At 72.1% G+C, this 19,146-nt stretch carries 16 protein-coding genes, 1 pseudogene and 1 riboswitch; of the genes and pseudogenes, 4 read left to right on the forward strand and 13 right to left on the reverse strand.

Translation table 11 applies throughout. From position 1 onward, the window contains the following. Positions 1-60: 60 nt before the first annotated feature. Positions 61-1,071, reverse strand: coding sequence for a CU044_5270 family protein (locus ACLJWH_RS05745; RefSeq protein ID WP_411140478.1), 1,011 nt, complete (start codon positions 1,069-1,071; stop codon positions 61-63). Then, complete coding sequence (locus ACLJWH_RS05750) at positions 1,061-1,609, reverse strand: RNA polymerase sigma factor (protein ID WP_411140479.1); 549 nt, start codon at positions 1,607-1,609, stop codon at positions 1,061-1,063. Before ACLJWH_RS05750 ends, ACLJWH_RS05745 begins: the two co-directional genes overlap by 11 nt. Positions 1,610-1,690: 81 nt before the next feature. Between ACLJWH_RS05750 and ctaD the strand changes: the two genes are divergently transcribed. After that, positions 1,691-3,427 carry a cytochrome c oxidase subunit I gene (gene ctaD, locus ACLJWH_RS05755; RefSeq protein ID WP_411140480.1) on the forward strand — a complete coding sequence of 579 codons (1,737 nt, stop codon included), beginning with the start codon at positions 1,691-1,693 and terminating at the stop codon, positions 3,425-3,427. Next, a complete protein-coding gene (locus ACLJWH_RS05760; protein ID WP_411140481.1) occupies positions 3,424-3,771 on the forward strand; it encodes a hypothetical protein in 348 nt (115 codons plus the stop codon). The genes ctaD and ACLJWH_RS05760 overlap by 4 nt, the downstream gene beginning before the upstream one ends. Positions 3,772-3,818: 47 nt before the next feature. Here the strand turns inward: ACLJWH_RS05760 and ACLJWH_RS05765 are convergent, their stop codons facing one another. The 5 genes from ACLJWH_RS05765 to ACLJWH_RS05785 form a co-directional block, all read right to left on the reverse strand. Further along, positions 3,819-4,556, reverse strand: coding sequence for a hypothetical protein (locus tag ACLJWH_RS05765; protein ID WP_411140482.1), 738 nt, complete (start codon positions 4,554-4,556; stop codon positions 3,819-3,821). 351 nt (positions 4,557-4,907) lie between these two features. Continuing rightward, positions 4,908-5,411: a DUF6114 domain-containing protein gene (locus ACLJWH_RS05770; RefSeq protein ID WP_411140483.1), complete on the reverse strand. Its 504-nt coding sequence runs from the start codon at positions 5,409-5,411 to the stop codon at positions 4,908-4,910. Between the two features lies 1 nt (position 5,412). After that, a complete protein-coding gene (locus ACLJWH_RS05775; protein WP_411140484.1) occupies positions 5,413-6,033 on the reverse strand; it encodes a DUF6230 family protein in 621 nt (206 codons plus the stop codon). Between the two features lie 662 nt (positions 6,034-6,695). After that, positions 6,696-7,001: a hypothetical protein gene (locus ACLJWH_RS05780; RefSeq protein ID WP_411140485.1), complete on the reverse strand. Its 306-nt coding sequence runs from the start codon at positions 6,999-7,001 to the stop codon at positions 6,696-6,698. Positions 7,002-7,033: 32 nt separating this feature from the next. Then, complete coding sequence (locus tag ACLJWH_RS05785; protein WP_411140486.1) at positions 7,034-8,266, reverse strand: cytochrome P450; 1,233 nt, start codon at positions 8,264-8,266, stop codon at positions 7,034-7,036. Between the two features lie 364 nt (positions 8,267-8,630). On the opposite strand from ACLJWH_RS05785, the gene ACLJWH_RS05790 reads away from it, so the two are divergent. Together ACLJWH_RS05790 and ACLJWH_RS05795 are read left to right on the forward strand one after the other, a co-directional pair. Next, positions 8,631-9,800, forward strand: coding sequence for a steroid 3-ketoacyl-CoA thiolase (locus ACLJWH_RS05790; RefSeq protein ID WP_411140487.1), 1,170 nt, complete (start codon positions 8,631-8,633; stop codon positions 9,798-9,800). A gap of 253 nt (positions 9,801-10,053) precedes the next feature. Beyond that, on the forward strand, positions 10,054-11,346 hold the full coding sequence (locus tag ACLJWH_RS05795; protein WP_411140488.1) for an alpha/beta hydrolase family protein: 1,293 nt from the start codon (positions 10,054-10,056) through the stop codon (positions 11,344-11,346). Between the two features lie 72 nt (positions 11,347-11,418). Here the strand turns inward: ACLJWH_RS05795 and ACLJWH_RS05800 are convergent, their stop codons facing one another. The 6 genes and pseudogenes from ACLJWH_RS05800 to ACLJWH_RS05825 form a co-directional block, all read right to left on the reverse strand. Further along, positions 11,419-12,345: an ECF transporter S component gene (locus tag ACLJWH_RS05800; protein ID WP_411140489.1), complete on the reverse strand. Its 927-nt coding sequence runs from the start codon at positions 12,343-12,345 to the stop codon at positions 11,419-11,421. Beyond that, entirely contained in the window at positions 12,342-14,096 is a 1,755-nt protein-coding gene (locus ACLJWH_RS05805; RefSeq protein ID WP_411140490.1) for an ABC transporter ATP-binding protein, read from the reverse strand. Before ACLJWH_RS05805 ends, ACLJWH_RS05800 begins: the two co-directional genes overlap by 4 nt. Positions 14,097-14,581: 485 nt before the next feature. Continuing rightward, positions 14,582-15,667, reverse strand: a pseudogene (locus tag ACLJWH_RS05810) (energy-coupling factor transporter transmembrane component T); the annotation flags it as partial. After that, on the reverse strand, positions 15,664-16,389 hold the full coding sequence (locus ACLJWH_RS05815; RefSeq protein ID WP_411140491.1) for an SCO2322 family protein: 726 nt from the start codon (positions 16,387-16,389) through the stop codon (positions 15,664-15,666). The gene ACLJWH_RS05815 and the pseudogene ACLJWH_RS05810, both read right to left, overlap by 4 nt. Next, positions 16,389-17,675 (reverse strand): prenyltransferase/squalene oxidase repeat-containing protein, encoded by a 1,287-nt coding sequence (locus ACLJWH_RS05820; protein WP_411140492.1) that lies wholly within the window; start codon positions 17,673-17,675, stop codon positions 16,389-16,391. The genes ACLJWH_RS05815 and ACLJWH_RS05820 overlap by 1 nt, the downstream gene beginning before the upstream one ends. A gap of 177 nt (positions 17,676-17,852) precedes the next feature. After that, positions 17,853-18,004, reverse strand: a riboswitch (cobalamin riboswitch). A 189-nt stretch (positions 18,005-18,193) separates the two neighbouring features. After that, positions 18,194-19,114, reverse strand: coding sequence for an SAM-dependent methyltransferase (locus ACLJWH_RS05825; protein ID WP_411140493.1), 921 nt, complete (start codon positions 19,112-19,114; stop codon positions 18,194-18,196). Positions 19,115-19,146 lie beyond the last annotated feature (32 nt).

Raw genomic sequence — 19,146 nt, forward strand, 5'->3', positions numbered from 1 at the left:
GCGAAGGCACCGCCGGGACCGGCCGTACGGTCTCTCGCGCCACCTCGCGTACGGCCTCACTCACGGCATCCACGCCTCGTACGACAGCACCTCGCCCGACGTGATCCGGAAGTCGGGGAGGTCCTTGGTGAAGGTGACCTCGCTGCCCAGGAGCCGGCCGGTGGCCGCGTCGAGGATCACCATCTGGCGGGTGGCGTCCATGGGGCCGTCGGGGCCGTTGTAGACGTACGCCTGGCCCGGCCGGCCGAGCCGGTCGGTGACGGTGCCGACCGGGCGCAGGCCGTCCGCGTCGGCGAGCATCCGGACGATGGCGGCGGTTTCACGTGGCCCCGGGGTCCACTCCTGGAGGAGTGAGGAGAGCGCCAGGAGGAGCTGCGGTGTCTGCCGGTCGGCGCCTCCGTAGAGCGTCGCGAGGTGTGCGCGCAGCGCGACGGGGTCGGCCGGCGGCTTCGTACGGGAGGACAGGCCGCCGTGCCGGGCCTCCGAACCCGCCGGGTAGGTCTTGCGGTGCAGGATCCTGCCGTCGTTGACGGTGCTCCAGTGGCCGCCGGAATCGTGGATCACCGGGCGGCCGGGGTGCCGCGGGTCGGTGGCCACGACCAGTTCCCAGCCGCTGCCGTCGGGGTTCCAGCGAGTGAGGCGCTCCTCGGGCACGGTGACCGGCGGCGCGGCACCGGGGCCCGTCGCCATGGTCATGTACCAGGTCTGGAGGTGGCTGCCCCGCCGCGGCCCGGCCTGGGGACCGGCCGTGCGGGCGCGCGCCTCGGCCCGTCGCGCGAGGGTGTCCAGCGATACCGCGGGAGCGTCGCTGCGCGGGGTGAGCGGTGCGGGCGCGGCGACCGCGGGGCCGGTCGCGGCGCCGGAGAGGGTGAAGGCGAGCACGGCGACGAGCGCCAGTACCGCGGCTTCGGCGCGCACGACGAGGCGGCGCCGGGCCCGCTGTGTGCGCCTGCTGTGCAGCAGGCGGGTGAGGGCGTGTTCGGCGCGGGCGTCCAGCGGGCGGTCCCGCCACGGACCGTCGTCGGCCGGTACGGGGTTGGCCGCGCGCAGCAGGTCCAGTTCATCGGTCACTACGGCGGCCTCCTGCTCGTGCGGGTACGGTCACGGTCGTCTGCATCCGGTCGATCTGGGTACGGAGGCGGCCACGGGCCCGGTGCAGCCGCATGGCCGCCGCGCTCTGGCTGCACCCCAGCGTCACGGCCAGTTCGTCCAGCGTCAGCTCCTCCCAGGCCGTCAGCCGCAGGACTTCCCGGTCGGTGGGGGAGAGACGGGCCAGTGCCTCGTGCACCCAGTCGCCCGGCCGGTCGGCGTCCGGGCTCGGTACCGTCTGCCGGCTGCGGGTGGTCTCATGATGGCCCAGCCGGTTCAGCAGCCGCCGGTAGCGGCCGAGCCCGCGCACCGTGTTGGCCAGGCAGTTCCGGGCCACCCCGTACAGCCAGGGCAGGGGGGAGTCGGGCAGTTCGGCGCGGCGCCGCCAGGCTATGGAGAAGACCTCCGCGACCACTTCCTCGACGTCGTGTGCCTGCCCGTCCAGCCGTCGTGCGACGAAGCGGCTGACCGCCCAGTAGTGCGCGCGATAGGCATCGGCGAAGGCGTCGTCCGTGCTCATGAATCATTGGTGTCCGGCATGGTCCGAATCTTCACACCCGGGACCTGTGAAGATTTCCGGGGCCCCGGACACCTACCGGGCATGAAGTTGTCCAAGGACCCCAAGTCGCCGAAGCCGTCCGAGCCGTCGGCCGAACCGTCCACCGCCTCCCCGCACCCCGCTGCTGCCGGGTCCCCCGGGGGCTCCCGGCGGGGCTCGTCGGCGGTGAAGTGGCTCACGACCACCGACCACAAGACCATCGGCACGATGTATCTGGTCACCGCGTTCGCGTTCTTCTGCGTCGGCGGGCTGATGGCGCTCCTGATGCGCGCCGAACTGGCCCGGCCCGGCCACCAGATCATGTCGAACGAGCAGTTCAACCAGGCGTTCACGATGCACGGCACGATCATGCTGCTGATGTTCGCGACGCCGCTGTTCGCCGGATTCGCGAACTGGATCATGCCGCTCCAGATCGGCGCGCCGGACGTGGCGTTCCCGCGGCTGAACATGTTCGCCTACTGGCTCTACCTCTTCGGCTCGCTGATCGCGGTGGCCGGCTTCCTCACCCCCCAGGGCGCCGCCGATTTCGGCTGGTTCGCCTATGCGCCGCTCTCCGACGCCGTGCATTCGCCTGGAATAGGCGGCGATATGTGGATCATGGGTCTGGCCTTCTCGGGCTTCGGCACGATTCTCGGTTCGGTCAACTTCATCACCACGATCATCTGCATGCGTGCCCCCGGCATGACGATGTTCCGGATGCCGATCTTCACGTGGAATGTGCTGCTGACCGGTGTGCTGGTCCTGCTGGCCTTCCCGGTGCTGGCCGCCGCGCTGTTCGCCCTGGAGGCGGACCGTAAATTCGGTGCGCATGTCTTCGACGCGGCCAATGGCGGGGCGCTGCTCTGGCAGCACCTCTTCTGGTTCTTCGGGCATCCGGAGGTGTACATCATCGCGCTGCCGTTCTTCGGCATCATTTCCGAGGTCATTCCGGTGTTCTCCCGGAAGCCGATGTTCGGTTACATCGGTCTGATCGCGGCGACGATTTCGATCGCGGGTCTTTCCGTCACGGTCTGGGCGCACCACATGTATGTGACGGGCGGCGTGCTGTTGCCGTTCTTCTCCTTCATGACGTTCCTGATCGCGGTGCCGACGGGGGTGAAGTTCTTCAACTGGATCGGCACGATGTGGAAGGGCTCACTGTCCTTCGAGACGCCGATGCTGTGGGCGGTCGGCTTCCTGATCACCTTCACGTTCGGTGGTCTGACCGGTGTGATCCTGGCGTCGCCGCCGATGGACTTCCACGTCTCGGACTCGTACTTCGTGGTGGCGCACTTCCACTACGTCATCTTCGGCACGGTCGTCTTCGCGATGTTCTCCGGATTCCACTTCTGGTGGCCGAAGTTCACCGGCAAGATGCTGGACGAGCGGCTCGGCAAGATCACGTTCTGGACGCTGTTCGTGGGCTTCCACGGCACCTTCCTCGTCCAGCACTGGCTCGGCGCCGAAGGCATGGTGCGCCGTATCCCCGACTATCTGGCGGCCGACGGATTCACCGCGCTGAACACCGTGTCGACGATCTTCTCGTTCCTGCTGGGCCTGTCGATCCTGCCGTTCTTCTACAACATCTGGAAGACCGCGAAGTACGGCAAGAAGGTCGAGGTCGACGACCCGTGGGGCTACGGCCGTTCGCTGGAGTGGGCGACGTCCTGCCCGCCCCCGCGGCACAACTTCCGCACGCTGCCGCGTATTCGTTCCGAATCCCCGGCGTTCGACCTGCACCACCCCGAGATCGGATCGCAGGAACTGGAGCCCGGAGACGAGAAAGGCGCCCTCGTATGAGCAGCGATATGAGTACCGGAGCGGCCATCAACGAGATTGAGGGATTTCTGCTCTGGGAGGCGGAGAAGGACCGGGCACGCACCCGCGCGGACGCCTTCTGCGCGGGCCTGCCCTGGCTCACCGACTCCCAGCGCAGGGAAGTGGAACTCTGCTACCGCCAGGACCACAGGGATGTGTCGCGGGCCTATCTTGAGCGCATCGCGACGCGCAGCACCGCCCTGCGGGCCGAGTACGAAGGCGTCTACCGGGTGCTGCGCCGGCGCCTGGTCACGGGGTTCCTGATGGGGACGGTCGCCGTGGTGATGCTGGTGACCGTGGCGGCCGTTGGCCTCACCGCGCGCTGAGTGTGGCGTGGTGAGCGGGCGTGGAGGCCAACGGCTGCCACGCCCGCTCAGCCGGTGACGGTGATCTGTGACGACGGGTCGGTGGCGTCGGTGACCTGGTAGGTGGCGTTGAAGAGGGAGGTGGTCGCGCTGGTCGGACAGCCGAAACCGCCCTCCACCGTGACCGGCACCGACGCATTGGCGAAGGCGAGGGTGGACGGTGCGCCGTTGGTCCAGGTGCCGCTCACCGTCGCCGCCCCGGTGGGGGCGGCGGTCACCGTGCAACTCGCCAGCCCGCTGGTCTGGAGGACGAACCCGCCGGTGGGGATGGTCAGTCCGGCGGTCACCGGCGACCCGTTCTGCATCGAGACACCCCAGTCGCCCGAGGTGCTGACGGTCGCGGTGACGCCGGGCAGGCTCGTGGTGCAGGAGCTGTAGGTCGCCGCGGAACTGGTGCTGTTGACCGGGCCGGACGCGTTCTGGTTGCCGGGCGCGGCCGGGACCTGCCCGGTGGCGCTGGACACGGCGCAGGTGACGGTCACCGAACCGGCCTTGAAGGTGGCCTTGCCGCTGAGGGCGGCGGCGAAGCTGTGGCCGGCCGGGGTCACGGTCGTGGACGCCGCGGCGACGGACGCCGTCCCGGCTTGCGCTCCGGCGGGCTGCGCCGCCGCCGAACCGGTCACCGCCATCGACAGCCCGGCGGCCGCGATGATTCCCGTGCCGGCGGCGAACAGCGCACGAGCGCGCGGATGGCGTGCGGAGTACGTCCGCTGTGCCTTACCGGTCACCGTGGTTGGCTGGGTCATTTCGGGTCTCCTTCTGGGGCGATACGGGTGCGTGTGGTGTGAGTGCGGTGGTGCGTGTGCGGGTGGTGCGGCTGTGGGTGGTGCCGGTGGTGCGGCTGCGGTCCTCGGCACGCGCTGCGGGGCGTGCGCCGTGGTGGGCGGGGCCGGCAGAGGGGCAGGCCGAAAGACAGGCAGGCGGCCAGCCGGCCGGACGCGCGCGGGCCGGTCCGTGTACGTACGTTTCAGGGGCGCGGCGGTACGCGTACGGCGCGGGGTGCGCGGACGAACGGCCGTCGGCCGAGCGGGTGGTACGCGTACGCGCGGGGCGCGGGCGCCGGCCCGAGCCGTGGACGAGCCGTGGCGGGCCGCTCGTTACTGCTCGGTGACGGCGGGCGAGGGTGCGGGCGCGGGCGTGGCGGTGTCCGGCTCACCGGGTGGGGCGTCGGCGGAACCGGCGGCCGCCGCGGGCTCGGGTGCCGGGACCGGCTGCCAGGCGAAGATCATCGCGCCGCCGAGGATGCCGATGACTGTGCCGATCAGAAAGCCGCCGAGATTGGACATCACCAGCGAGGCCACCGCGCACAGGACGGTGAGGATGCCCGCGAGGCCCCGGTAGTGCGGCGCGAACCACGCCGAGAGCCCCATCAGGATCATCACCAGCCCCATCAGCACGGACGGGATACCGGCGATGCCCTGCTGAAGCATGATCTTCAGCGGCGCCAGCGGGATGGCACAGATCTCCGCCCCGGCGATGACGGCAGCCAGGCCGCCCCAGAACGGACGGCCCTTCCGCCAGCGTCGCCATCGGCGCCACGCCCCGGGACGGGTGTCACTGTCCGTCAGGCTCCTGGAGTCCCGGTGGGTGGCGGCCGCCATATCAGTAGCATTCCTTCTTGCCCTTGGAGACCTTCATGCTCAGGCCGGTGAGATTGAAGGTGCCCGCGTTGGTCGCCCAGGCGGTCTGCCGGAGCTGGGTGATGGTGACGTTGTCGGCCTGCTGGGAGAAGAGATCCTGCATGCCCTGGGCGGTGGACGGGCCCTTGTCCAGCGTGGAGGCGTCCCGGCCGATCTCGATGTTGCGGAAGGACGCGTTACCGGAGAGCTGGGTGGCGTCCACGAAGAGGTCGGCCGCCTTGACCGGTGTGCTTCCGGTGCCGGCGCTGAGGTTGAGCGAGATGTCGCCGATGACGGGCAGGTGGGTGACGACCGACTGGCAGAGGTTCCGCAGCTCGGCCGTCTTGATGGCGGTGACCGCGACCGGCAGGAGTTCGCCCCTGGCGTTCGCGTCCACGCTGCCGTACTGGGCGAATCCGTCGCCCTTGAGGCTGTCGGCGGACACCTTGAACTGCTGCCCCGAGACGGCGAACGACGCCGCGAGCGCCCCGTTGGCCAGGGCGATGCCCAGCGCCGCGGTGCCGGCCAGGGCCGGGACGGACAGCACGGCGAATTTCCGCCAGCTGATGCGCCCCGTGACGTGTCTGCCGTTTGCGTCCTTCATGACGTGTGTCCCCTTCGAAGAGCGGTGGATCGCGCTGTCGAAACGTGTGGGGGGAGTGCGTGGCGCTGCGGACGGACCGTACGGATGCACCGGCCGACCGGGCAGGCGAGCCGAGCGCATCAGCACATGAGGAGAGCGTGCGGCTCTGTCCCACGCAGGGACCGACCATCCATACGCTGTGATCGACTGTGCGACTCTCTGTGCCGAACTCGTACTGAACTCGTGCTGAACTCATGCGGCATGCGTACCGACTGCGTACGGATCGCCTGCCGACCAGTGCCGAACTCGTGCTGTGCGTCTGGTGAACGTGCCTGGAACGTGTAGTTAACCGCCGGGTGTTACTGGCGAGTTGGAATGTGAGTTGAATGTAAGACGGCCGATGACCGCGGGCAAGGTTGAGGGGACGACCGTTTTCGGACTACTGCGCGCCGCGGCCCTTGTCGTGGCCGGGCGGTCCGCCTTGTCCGGCCCCGCGCCGGTGCTCCGCGGCAGGCGCGCATGCGGCGCTGACCACGTCATGTGCCATCGGACGAGGCGATTCCACCGTCCGGGTGGTGGGCGCCGAACTGGCTGGGAGTGTTGTTCCAGGCCCGCCGGGCCGATCACATGTGTGCGGATATCGGACGTAAATGGTCGGCGAGCGTACTCGCCCGGGACCGGGCCTACGCGTCGGCCGACCGCACCGCCGGTGCCACCGCCCGTCGCGCACCCTCCTTGACCAGGCTGGGCCTGCCGGCCGGCGGGTGCCGGCCGGGGCGCGTGGCGGTGTGCCCGTCGTTGTCGGGGCGGCCGGACTCGACGGCGCGGCGGATGGCGGTGTCCGTAGCCGCATGGCCGAACATCGCCGTCGAGCCATCGGGGGCGATCTCCACGGCCTCTTCACAGGACCCTTTCCGGGCCATCGCCTGCGTCGGGCCGAGGGAGTTGAGGGGGCCGAGCGGGCCGAGCGGGCCGAGGGATCCGCCCACCGGGCCGGTCCGGCCCGCGGTCCGGCCCCCGGTCAGCCGTACCGGACCTGAAGTTCCTTGACGCCGTTGAGCCAGGAGGAGCGCAGCCGGCGCGGGTCGCCCGCCAGGGAGATATCGGGCATGGCGTCCGCGATGGCGTGGAAGATCAGGTTGATCTCCAGGACGGCGAGGGACTTGCCGAGGCAGAAGTGCGGTCCGCCGCCGCCGAAGCCCAGATGGGGGTTGGGGTCGCGGGTGATGTCGAAGACCTCGGGGCGGTCGAAGACCTCGGGGTCGTGGTTGGCGGAGGAGTAGAAGATCCCGACACGCTGGCCCTGCTTGATCTCCGCGCCGCCCAGCTCGGTGTCCTGCGTCGCGGTGCGCTGGAAGGACACCACCGGCGTCGCCCACCGCACGATCTCCTCGGCCGCCGTCGCGGGCCGCTCGCGTTTGTAGAGCTCCCACTGGTCGGGGTGGGTGAGGAAGGCGTGCATTCCGTGCGTGATGGCGTTACGCGTCGTCTCGTTGCCGGCGACCGCCAGCAGCAGGACGAAGAACCCGAATTCGTCGGAGCCGAGATTTCCCTCGTCCTCCGCCGCCACCAGCCGGCTGACGATGTCCTTCGCCGGGCACTCCTTGCGCGCCGCGGCGAGGTTCATCGCGTACGAGATCAGTTCCATGGCCGCGTTGGTGCCGACCTCTTCGGTGATGGCCAGTTCGGGATCGTCGTACGCGATCATCTTGTTCGACCAGTCGAAGATGCGGGCCCGGTCGTCCTGGGGGATGCCGATGAGCTCGGCGATCGCCTGGAGGGGGAGTTCGGAGGCGATGTCCGTGACGAAGTTCCCGGTGGGCCGCTGCCGTGCCTCGGCGACGATCCGCGCCGCCCGGTGGCGCAGGGTGTCCTCCAGGGCGCGGACGGCGCGCGGGGTGAAGCCGCGCTGCACGATCTGGCGGACCCGGGTGTGCTCGGGCGGGTCCATGTTCAGCATGATCAGCTTCTGTACGTCGATCTGGTCGCGGGTCATGGACGCGTGGAAGCGGATGATCGAGGTGTTGAGATTCGCGGAGAAGATCTCCGGTTTGGTGGATACCTCCTTGACGTCCTCGTGGCGGGTGACGGCCCAGTAGCCGTCGTCCCCGAACCCGGCGATGCCGTGCGGCTGGGCGTTCCACCAGACGGGCGCGGTCCGCCGCAGCCGCGCGAACTCCGGCAGCGGTACGCGGGACTGGTAGACATCGGGGTCGGTGAAGTCGAATCCTTCGGGCAACGCTGGGCATGGCATCGGCGACTCCTGGTCCGCTCCGGGTCCGGTGGATGTCCTGCGGCCTGACAGTCCTGGGGCGGTCCGACAGTCCTGTGGCCTGAGGGTTTGATGGGATGGGGGTTCGGCGGTCCGGCCACCGGCGATCGGTGGTCCGGCCGTACGGCAACCTGATGGATCATCAGATCTCAGATGTCGCGGTGAAGGTAGTGACGAGCCCGGCAAGTGGCAAGGGGCAAGCCGGTCCCGAGCGGACAAGGACGGTGCGCGCCCCTTGCGCCCCGGGGTGCCGCTCATGAGACTGTTCGCAGAACTAGAACGCGTACTAGTTCTTCTGCTGCGGGTGCCGCGACACCCGCGGGCGCGAGGAGAGGACACGTCAGCCATGGCCGCGGAACCCGTCATCGTCGAAGCCTTACGCACGCCCATCGGCAAGCGCGGCGGCGCGCTCGCCAACCTCCACCCGGCCTACCTCCTGGGCGAGACCTACCGCGAACTCCTCGCCCGTACGGGCATTCAGCCCGACTGTGTCGAGCAGATCGTCGGCGGTACGGTCACGCACGCCGGCGAACAGTCCATGAACCCGGCGCGCAACGCCTGGCTCGCGATGGGCCTTCCGTACGAGACCGCGGCGACGACGGTGGACAGCCAGTGCGGCTCCTCCCAGCAGGCCAACCACATGGTCGCCAACATGATCGCGGCCGGCGTCGTCGACGTCGGCATCGGCTGCGGCGTCGAGGCGATGTCCCGGGTGCCGCTCGGCAGCGGCTCCAAGCACGGCCCCGGCAAGCCCTGGCCCGACGAGTGGAACGTCGACCTGCCCAACCAGTTCGAGGCGGCCGAACGCATCGCCCGCAACCGGGGGCTGACCCGCGAGAACGTCGACTCGCTCGGACTGATCTCCCAGGAGCGGGCGGCCACCGCCTGGGCCGAGGAACGCTTCAAGCGGGAGACCTTCGCCGTCCAGGTCCCCACCACCGAGGAGGAGCAGGCCGCGGGGCAGGGCATGTGGCGGCTGGTCGACCGCGACGAGGGACTGCGCGACACCAGCATGGAGGCGCTGGGCGGCCTCAAGCCCGTGATGCCGGACGCCGTCCACACGGCGGGCAACTCCTCGCAGATCTCCGACGGCGCGAGCGCGGTGCTGTGGGCCTCCAAGCGGATGGCGCGCGCCCTCAAGCTCAAGCCGCGTGCCCGCATCGTGGCCCAGGCGCTGGTCGGCTCCGATCCGCACTTCCACCTGGACGGCCCGATCGACGCGACCCGCGCCGTACTCGGCAAGGCCGGTATGTCCCTCAAGGACATCGACCTCGTCGAGATCAACGAAGCCTTCGCGTCCGTGGTCCTCTCCTGGGCGCAGGTCTTCGGACAGGACCTGGAGAAGGTGAACGTGAACGGCGGCGCGATCGCCCTCGGCCACCCTGTCGGGGCCACCGGCGCCCGCCTCATCACCACCGCGCTGCACGAACTGGAGCGCCGGGACAAGGAGTTCGCCCTGATCACCATGTGCGCGGGCGGCGCACTGGCCACCGGAACGATCATTCAGCGGCTGTAGGACACTCGACGGTGCGGCCGCGAGCCCCTCCCAACCCGTGGAAAACCACAGTCGAGTTGGGTGGGAAACCGCATTCTGCCCGGCCCGGAACCCCCGTACGGTCGCAGACATGACGAGAGATCAGCGGAATTCAACGGTGCCGGAGCCAATGTCGGGGCCGATGCCGAGGCCGGACGCGGATTCGATGCCGGGAGCGGGCGCGAGGGCGGGACGTGGAGCGGGCGGGAGCGAGGGGGCCCGGCACGAACGGCGGGTGCGGGGCGGGCGTCGGGCGCATCGGGTGCGCGGCGGGCTGGCCGCCGGCACCGCCCTCCTCCTGGCGGCGCTCACCGCAGCTCCGGCGCTCGCCGCCGCGCCGCCCGCCGCGGGGCGGCCGGCCGGTACGCCGGCCGCGCGGGCCGTCACCGTCCCGGACGCCTCGCACACCGGACGGGGACGCGGTGCGCTGCTGTCCCTCACCCCCCTCGGCATACAGGACCGTGCCGAGATCGTGGCCCAGGCCGAGAAGGAGGGGCTGGACGCAGCCACCGCACGGTACGGCGTCGCCGCGTACCGGCTGACCTACCGCACGATCACCCCGGACGGCAGACCGACCACCGCATCCGGACTGCTCGCCCTGCCGACCGGCGGCAGCCGCAAACTACCGCCCGTGGTCCACACCCACGGCACCCTGTCCTACCGCGGATACGCACCCTCGGCAGGGGAGGGGGCGGACCGGGCGGTATCGGTGCTGTACGCCTCGGCGGGCCGGGCCGCCATAGCCCCTGACTACCTCGGCCTCGGTACGGGCCCCGGCCGCCACCCCTATATGGACACCCAGTCCTCGGTCTCGGCTTCGCTCGACATGCTCCGGGCCGCTCGCTCCGCCGCCCCGGGACTGGGCGCGGCCTTCGACCGCGACGTCGCCGTCACGGGCTTCTCGCAGGGCGGGCAGGTGGCCATGGCGCTCGGCCGGGAGCTGGCCCGGGGTGCCGATCCGCGCTTCCGGCTGGGCATGCTCGCACCGATCGCCGGACCGTACGACCTGGAGCACGCCGAACTGCCCGGTATGTTCGACGGTCGCATCGGTGCGCAGTCCGCCGTCTTCTATGTCGCCTTCTTCCTCACCGCGCAGAACCGTCTGCACCCGCTCTACCGCGACCCGAGCGAGGTGTTCCGCGCCCCGTACGCGGACCGTGTCGAGGATCTCTTCGACGGCGACCACCCGGCGGAGGAAATGGCCGGCAAACTGCCCGCCCGCCTCGAAGACCTGCTGACGGACAGCTGGTACCAGAAGCTCCAGCACCCCTCCGGAGTCCTGCTGCACCTGCTGCGCGCCAACGACCACACCTGCGACTGGACACCGGACCGGAATGTCCGGATCACTCTCTACACCGCGACCGGAGACCGCGACGTCCCCATGGCCAACACCCTCGGCTGCGCACGGCAGTTGGCGCACCACGACGCCACGCCCACGGTCGTCGACCAGGGCCCCGACGCGAACCACTACACCTCATTCCGCCGCTCGGAGCCGTCCATAGCCCGCACCCTCCCGGTGGCCCGCTGAGCCGGGCCCGGGGGAGCGCCGGCGAGTCCGGGTGAGCGACGGCGGGTCTTACGGGGAGAGCGATGGCGGGCTCTACGGAGCGGGCGGGCCGGGCGCGAAGGAGACGGGGACATCGAAGGCGGCGCGGCGGGTGGCACGGCGCAGGGCCTTGAGGACCGTGCCGCCCAGGACGAACGTGAGGACGACGGTGATCAGGGCTCGGGGGAGGTCCCAGCCGAGGGAGGTGGCCAGACAGTAGGCGACGAAACGGGCGAGGTTCTCGTGGAGCGGATCGCCGGGCACGAAGGACACCCCGGAGGCCATGCCGCCGATGTAGGGCCAGCCCTGGAGGTTCATGATCAGGCCGTACAGGCAGGCCGCGAGGGCCCCGTAGCCGGCCAGCATGGCCAGTTCGCAGCGGCCGCGCAGCCGGTCGGGGCCCGGCAGCAGGCCCGCGCCCATCGACACCCAGCCCATCGTCAGCATCTGGAACGGCATCCAGGGGCCCACACCGCCGGTCAGCAGTGCCGACGCGAACATCGCCACGGAGCCCAGCACGAAGCCGAACCCGGGGCCCAGGACCCGGCCGGCCAGCACCATCAGGAAGAACATCGGCTCGATGCCGGCGGTGCCGGCGCCGAGTGGCCGCAGTGCGGCTCCCGCTGCGGCCAGTACCCCGAGCATCGCGATGGCCTTGGCGTCCAGCCCGGTGTCGGCGATGGTCGCCACGACGACGGCGAGCAGCATCGGCAGCAGTGCGGCGAAGAACCAGGGAGCGTCCTTGGAGTGGGCGAGCCCGGCGGCGGAGTCGGCGAGCAGCGGCCAACCGAACGCCATGACGCCGATGGCCGAGATGAGAACCAGGGCGCCGATCGACCGGGGCCCGAGCCGGACGGCGCGGGCCTGCCGGCCACCGGAGGTACCGGCCTGCGGGCCAGGCTGCGACGGGGGGCGGCCCTGCGGTCCGGGACGGTGCCGTGGTCCGGAGCGGTGCTGTGGTTCGGGACGGTCGGGGGTCATGCGCCGGCCTCCAGGGCGCGGGCGACCTGGGAGACGGTCAGCCAGGGCAGCGGAGCGAGGACCTTGGAGACCTGTGGGGCGAAGGAGGGAGAGGAGACGACGACCTCGTCGGTGGGACCGTCGGCGACGATCTCGCCGTCCGCGAGGATGACGACACGGTGGGCGAGTTCGGCGGCCAGTTCCACATCGTGCGTGGCCAGGACGATGGCGTGTCCTTCGGCGGCCAGTGCGTGGAGCAACTCGATCAGGCGGGCCTTGGCCGCGTAGTCCAGACCGCGGGTGGGCTCGTCGAGGAGAAGCAGTGGCGGGCGGGCGGTGAGGACGACGGCCAGGGCGAGCGCGAGGCGCTGGCCTTCGGACAGATCGCGGGGGTGGACGGAGTCCGGGACATCGGGCAGCAGCCGGGTGACCAGGGCACGGCAACTGCCGGCCGGTGCGCTCGCGTCGTGGTCGGCGGCGGTGCATTCGGCGGCGACGGTGTCCGCGTAGAGGAGGTCACGGGGCTCCTGGGGGACCAGGCCGACATGCCGCAGCAGGGTGCGGGGAGTGGTGCGGTGCGGGGTGGCGTCACCGACGCGGACCGTCCCTGACGACGGCTCGTGCATGCCGACGAGGGTGGTGAGGAGGGTGGACTTGCCCGCACCGTTGCGGCCCATCAGGGCGATGGTCTCGCCGGGACGGACGGTGAGGTTCACACGGTGCAGGGCGTCGATACGGCCCCGGTGGACGGTGAGCCCCGAGACGACAGCGGCAGGAGAAGTGGGGGAGACGGGGGAAGCGGCAGGAACGGCGAGGGAGGAAGCGGGGGAGGTGGGCGGGGTGGGGACGAGCGGAGAGGGAGCCGTGGCGGTGCTTGTGGCGTTGCTCGTGGTGGTGATCGTGGCGGTGGCCGCGACAGCCGGGATCGTCTGCGCCCCTGGCGCCGGTGGGGTGAGCGCGCTCAGGCGGTCGCGGAGGCGGCCGGCCTTGCGGCGGGCGTCGCGTACCGAGAGAGGGAGAGGGGACCAGCCGGCGAGGCGGCCGAGAGCGACGACCGGGGGGTGGACGGGGGAGACGGCCATGATTTCGGCGGGGTCGCCCAGGAGCGGGGCAGCGCCGGGTGCGGGCAGCAGGATCACCTGGTCCGCGTACTGGACGACGCGCTCCAGACGGTGTTCGGCCAGCAGGACCGTCGTCCCCAGGTCGTGCACGAGGCGCTGGAGCACGGCCAGCACCTCCTCGGCGGCGGCCGGGTCCAGCGCCGAGGTGGGCTCGTCCAGGACCAGGACCTTGGGGTGGGTGGTCAGGACCGAGCCGATGGCCACCCGCTGCTGCTGGCCGCCGGAGAGCGTGGTGATGGCGCGGTCCCGCAGGTCGGCCAGGCCCAGGAGGTCCAGGGTTTCCTCGACGCGGCGGCGCATCACGTCCGGGGCGAGGCCGAGCGACTCCATGCCGTAGGCGAGCTCGTCCTCGACGGTGTCGGTGACGAAATGCGACAGCGGGTCCTGCCCCACGGTGCCTACGACATCGGCCAGTTCGCGCGGTTTGTGGGTACGGGTGTCGCGGCCGTCGACGGTGACCCGGCCGTGCAGGGTGCCCCCGGTGAAGTGCGGTACGAGCCCGCAGACGGCGTTCAGCACGGTGGACTTGCCGACGCCGGACGGGCCGACGAGGAGACACAGCTCCCCCTCGGGAACGGTCAGGTCGATGCCCTGGACGGCGGGTGCCGAGGCGTCCCCGTAGGTGACCGAGACCTGCTCGAACCGGATCACTGAGTGCGCTCCTTCGTGAGCGGGTCGGGGGGAGGGGGAACGGAGGCAGGAGCGGGCGCCGCGGCGGGAGCGGGCACTGCGGCGGCAGGAGGCGGCGGGGCGGGCGGGAGGGGAGGGGGAGGGAAGGGAGACGGGGACGACGGAGATACCGAGCCATCAGCGGCGCCGGAACCACCACCACCGACAACCGATGAGACCCCCCGCCCACCGGCATTCCCGGTGCCCGCGCCTTGCCCACCGGCGTTCCCGGTGTCCGCGCCTTGCCCACCGACATCCGACGAGGTCCCTTGCTCACCGGCGTTCCCCGTGTCCGCGCCTTGCCCACCGGCGTTCCCAGTGCCCGCGTCCGGCCCACCGGCCTGATCGGCCCCCGCGCAGGCCCTGGCGCTCCGACCACCTGTCCTACCGACACCTCCCCCCGGTCGTTCACCAGCCCTGTCGGCGCCCGCGCCTCGTTCACCGGCCTTGTCGGCTCCAGCCCCCCGCCCCGGCGTCGGCGGGACGGGTGCGACGAAGGCCGGGAGCAGGCCGAGGAGCAGGGATGCGGCCGGCCAGAGGGGGAGGTCCGGCGTGGTGAGGGGGATCGCGTGCGGGTGGAGGGCGGCGGGGGCGTAGCTGTTCGCCCAGATCATCAGGGCGGCGACGGCGATGCCGGAACCCGCGACGAGCCATGCGCGGGCGCCCCACCGTTCGGGCCGGTAACGGGTGCGTACGGAGCGACGGCCACCGAGCCACAGCCCGGCGAGCGCGGCGGCGAGTCCGGCGAGCAGCAGCGGCAGCCCGTAGCCGGCGCCGGCCTCGGCCAGCAGTCCGTAGGTGCCGGCGCAGACGCCCAGCAGGCCGCCGAGGGTGAGTACCGAGGTGGTGTGCCGTACGGCGTGCGGGACACGGGCGGTGCGGCCGTAGCCACGTGCGTCCATCGCCGCGGCCAGGGCGACCGAGCGTTCCAGCGCGCCCTCCAGGACCGGCACACCGACCTGGAGGAGGGCCTTGAACCCGCGGTCGGGGCGGCCGCGCAGCCGGCGGGCGGCGCGCAGCCGCTGCACATCGGCGACCAGGTTCGGCGCGAAGGTCATCGCCACGACGACCGCGACGCCCGCCTCGTAGAGCGCGCCGGGCAGGGACTTGAGGAGCCGGGCGGGGTTGGCGAGTGCGTTGGCGGCGCCCACGCAGATCAGCAGGGTGGCCAGTTTCAGGCCGTCGTAGAGCGCGAAGACCATGCCCTCCGCGGTGACCCGGCCGCCGATCCGCACCCCCTTCGCCCAGTCGGGGAGCGGTACTTCGGGGAGCGTGACGAGGGTGTGCGTACCGGGGACCGGCGAGCCGAGGACGAAGGCGAAGACGAGCCGGATGCCGATCACCAGCAGGCCGAGCTTGACGAAGGCGCCGTAGGAGCGGGCCCACGGCGCGTCGGTACGGCGGGCCGCGACGACGTAGCCCGCGACACCGATCAGCAGTCCGAGCAGCAGCGGATTGGTGGTGCGCGAGGCCGCGGTCGCCAGGCCGAGAGCCCACAGCCACCACGCGCCCGCGTGCAGCGCGGTGGTACGGGTGGCCGGCGGGGCGCTCATCCGCGCCGGCGGCGGGCCTGCCACACGGCGGCCGCACCCAGTACGACGACGGCCGCGATACCGCCGAGCAGCCCGGCGGACGGACCGCCGTCGGCCCCGCCACCACCGTCGGCCGCCGTCCCGGAACCGGACGACGCCGCCGGGGCGGAGGACGCCGAGGACGACGAGGCCGAGGCCCCCGACCCGCCGGACCCGGACCCGCTCACCTGGTCCGCGCACCCCGACTTCGGATAGCCGGCGATGGCGCACAGCAGCGCGTTGGAGTCGTAGCGCAGCGGCCGGGCGACCGCGGCCAGCGCATCGCCCGCCGAGGCGTCCTTCGGTATCCGGGCGCACTCCGTTCTGGCCTGGGGCGGTGTCTCGCCGCCGGACGCGTCCGCCGCGGTGCCGAAGTCGATGACGACGCCGATCCGCTTGTCGCCGTCCTTGGCGGGGGTCCGGGCGCAGATCGCGTCGAAGTCGGCGGCCGCGCGCGGTGTACCGGCCGCGGCGGAGTCGGCGCTGACGGTGAACCGGAAGCCCGCGACGGCGCCGTCGGCCGGCCGCAGGGTGGCCGGCCCTTCCGTCGCGTACGCCCACGAGCCGCCCTTGCCGTCCCAGAACGACCAGTAGCGGTACTCCTGCGCCTGCGCGGGCGCGGCGCCCAGGCCGGTGACCGCACCGGCCAGCAGCAGGGTGCCGAGGATCCGGGCGCGCCGCGAGAGGGTCCGGGTGCGCCGCATCAGAGCTGGTTCTTCTTCCGGCGGCCGCTCAGCAGGAAGCCGATACCGGCACCGATGGCGAGCCCGACGAGGACGAACCACCACATGCCGGAGCCTTCGTCGTTGTCGGTCGCGTCCTTCTCGGGGGCGGTGGACGGCGCCGCGCTGCCGGCCGGCTTGGGGCCGGTGTCGTTGAGCGCGGTCACCAGGTCCTTGCCGCCGAAGGCGCGGGGGTCGGCGCCGGTGGCGTGGGCGGCCAGCACCAACTGGGCGTACGCGGCCGGGCCCTGCTGCGCGGCCCAGTCCGCCGAGTTCTTCTCCAGCCACTTCAGCGGCTGCTGCGCGGCCGCGCCGTGCGATCCGGCGGCCAGGGCGACGACCGCGGTGGCGGTGTTGGCGACGTCCGGTTGGCTCTCGGCGCCCGGCATCGCGGACAGCAGGTGCTGGCCGTTCTTGTCCAGCTGCGCGACCAGATAGGCGTCCGCGCCCGAAGCGGCCTGCTCCGGATCGGCCGTGGCCTGCTTGGTGCCCCCGCCCTCGCAGGTCAGCGGCTTGACCGGCTCGGTCACGTCCTTGCCCGCGGGGTCGACGACGAAGCCCTTGCCCAGGGCGCCCAGCGCGGCGGCCGAGGTGGCGTAGGCGTTCGGGGCCAGCGCGCCGTCCTTGGGCTGGAAGGCGAACGCGCCGCGCTCCCCCTCCTTCGCGTCGCAGCCCAGCTGGAGGGCCAGCAGCGCGTCGTAGGGGGTCTTGTTCCCCTTCTTCGACGTCACCGACGCCGGCTTCTCACCCGCCGCGGCGAGCGCGCCGATGACCACCGACGTGGAGTTGGCGTCGCTGGGCGCACCGGCCATCGAGCTCCAGCCGCCGTCGTCGTTCTGCACGGACTTCAGCCAGGTCATGGCCTTCTGCACCACGTCGCTGCGGCCGCCGAGCGCGGCCAGCGCCTGCACCGCGGCACCCGTCTGGTTGGTGTCCCGCATCGTCTTGGCGTCGCACGCCTTGGCCGGGTCGGCACGGAAGGCGGTGAACGAGCCGTCGGCGCACTGCTGCCCGGCGAGCCAGTCGACGGCCGATGTCGCGGGCCGCACGCCCACCGTGTGCTGGGCGAGCAGCGCCAGCGACTGCCGCCAGACGCCGTCGTACTGCGGGTCCTTGGTGCCGTACAGCCCGGCGGGCAGCTCGGGGGACTCGGCGGCGGGCGCGGCGGAGTCGGCGAACGCGGCGGGGGCAGCGGTGGCGCCCAGTACGGCGGCGGTGGCCAGTGCCGTGGCGGCACGGCGTGCCTGGACGGCGAAGGGAAGGGCCATGGGGGCCATCGGGTCGGTGCCTCTCGGGTCGGTTCGCAGCGGTGGGTACGCAGCCGCGCTCGGCCCCCACCCGCGCGCCGATCTCCCGATCGGGCGCGGTGGCACCGGGCTCAGCTCCGTATACCTCGACGGTGCCGCGCACCGGCCGTCCGCATGAGCGGGCGGTTCCGGCGGCGGGAGCCTTGACCGTGCCCCACCGGGTGCTCCGGCTCGTACGGCCCCGGTGCCGCGGTGTGCGGCCGGGCCGTCCTCACGGTTGCGGGTCAGCGCCGGATTTCCACCGGCTTCCCCCGATCGGGCACGGATGAAGTTGTCCGGCCCACTTTAACCGCCGCCCGGCCCGGGACCGCTCGCCCGTACGACCGCGGACCCGAGGGCTCGGCCCGCCACGCGCGGCGCCCTCCCCGGTCACCGCCGCACGGCAGGCGCCCGCCGCGCGGTACGAGGCGCCGGCCGCAACAGGACACGAGGCGCCTGCCGTACGGACGGCGCACGCCACACCGGAGGGGGCCCGGACCTCACCGAGGGTCGGCCGGCTCCCCGTCCGCCTCCCGGTCCGCCTCCCCGTCTCCGCGTACGGCCACGACGAATGCCCCGCTGCTGGCGGTGTGGCTGTGCGGGGGGACCCAGTCGGCGCGGCCGTAGGAGGCGGCGACGGTGGCGCGGGGGTGGGTGCGCGCATGCCAGCCGTGGCGGGCGAGCCAGGCGGGGGCGGCCTCGGACAGGCCGCCCTTCCAGAGAGCACTGATCTCGCGCATCGAGGGGATCGCGCGGCCGGCGGCCATCATCGGGCTGCCGCGGAAGTCACCGGCACCGGGGAAGGCGAGCCGGCTGCCGGGAGCGGACTGCTCGCCGACGGCGGTCAGCAGCCGCGCGGCCTCATCCGCCGAGAGATAGACCAGCAGGCCCTCGATGAGCCACGCGGTCGGCTCGTCCGGTACGAAGCCCGCGGCCCGGAGCGGGGCCGGCCAGTCCTTGCGCAGATCGGCGGCGAGGGCGGTGCGCGCACAGCGCGGCCGGGCCCGCTGCTCGGCGAGGACGCGGTGCTTGAAGGCGAGCACGTCCGGCAGGTCGATCTCGAAGAGGCGTACGCCACCGGGCCAGGCCAGCCGGAACGCACGGGTGTCCAGCCCCGTGGCGAGGATCACCACCTGGCGGATGCCGTGTTCCTCGGTCGCGGCCATGAGGTAGTCGTCGAAGAAACGGGTGCGCAGCACGACGTGCCGCGAGAGCCCGCGGTAGAACGCGTCGTACCGGGCCGCGGGCACCTCGGAGCCGTCGGAACGGGGCGGGGCGGCGGGTGGCTCCGGGGCCGCGGCCGCGGACACGAACGCGGCGGCGTAGGGATCGTCGAACAGCCGGTCATCGCGGGCGCTTTCGGCCGCCCGGATACGGGCCACGCCGAGGGCCGTCGCGGCCACACCCCGCAATGCGCCCATGAGGACCTCCGAGGGGAGAACGATCACTGATT

Source organism: Streptomyces sp. x-80 (assembly GCF_046549095.1).
GTDB lineage: Bacteria > Actinomycetota > Actinomycetes > Streptomycetales > Streptomycetaceae > Streptomyces > Streptomyces celluloflavus.

Coding starts and splice junctions, on each gene's coding strand:
- ACLJWH_RS05815 (WP_411140491.1), bottom strand. CDS start 16,389: ATGCGGCGCACCCGGACCCTCTCGCGGCGCGCCCGGATCCTCGGCACC.
- ACLJWH_RS05765 (WP_411140482.1), bottom strand. CDS start 4,556: ATGACCCAGCCAACCACGGTGACCGGTAAGGCACAGCGGACGTACTCC.
- ACLJWH_RS05785 (WP_411140486.1), bottom strand. CDS start 8,266: ATGCCATGCCCAGCGTTGCCCGAAGGATTCGACTTCACCGACCCCGAT.
- ACLJWH_RS05800 (WP_411140489.1), bottom strand. CDS start 12,345: ATGACCCCCGACCGTCCCGAACCACAGCACCGCTCCGGACCACGGCAC.
- ACLJWH_RS05820 (WP_411140492.1), bottom strand. CDS start 17,675: ATGGCCCTTCCCTTCGCCGTCCAGGCACGCCGTGCCGCCACGGCACTG.
- ACLJWH_RS05775 (WP_411140484.1), bottom strand. CDS start 6,033: ATGAAGGACGCAAACGGCAGACACGTCACGGGGCGCATCAGCTGGCGG.
- ACLJWH_RS05770 (WP_411140483.1), bottom strand. CDS start 5,411: ATGGCGGCCGCCACCCACCGGGACTCCAGGAGCCTGACGGACAGTGAC.
- ACLJWH_RS05825 (WP_411140493.1), bottom strand. CDS start 19,114: ATGGGCGCATTGCGGGGTGTGGCCGCGACGGCCCTCGGCGTGGCCCGT.
- ACLJWH_RS05750 (WP_411140479.1), bottom strand. CDS start 1,609: ATGAGCACGGACGACGCCTTCGCCGATGCCTATCGCGCGCACTACTGG.
- ACLJWH_RS05790 (WP_411140487.1), top strand. CDS start 8,631: ATGGCCGCGGAACCCGTCATCGTCGAAGCCTTACGCACGCCCATCGGC.
- ctaD (WP_411140480.1), top strand. CDS start 1,691: ATGAAGTTGTCCAAGGACCCCAAGTCGCCGAAGCCGTCCGAGCCGTCG.
- ACLJWH_RS05760 (WP_411140481.1), top strand. CDS start 3,424: ATGAGCAGCGATATGAGTACCGGAGCGGCCATCAACGAGATTGAGGGA.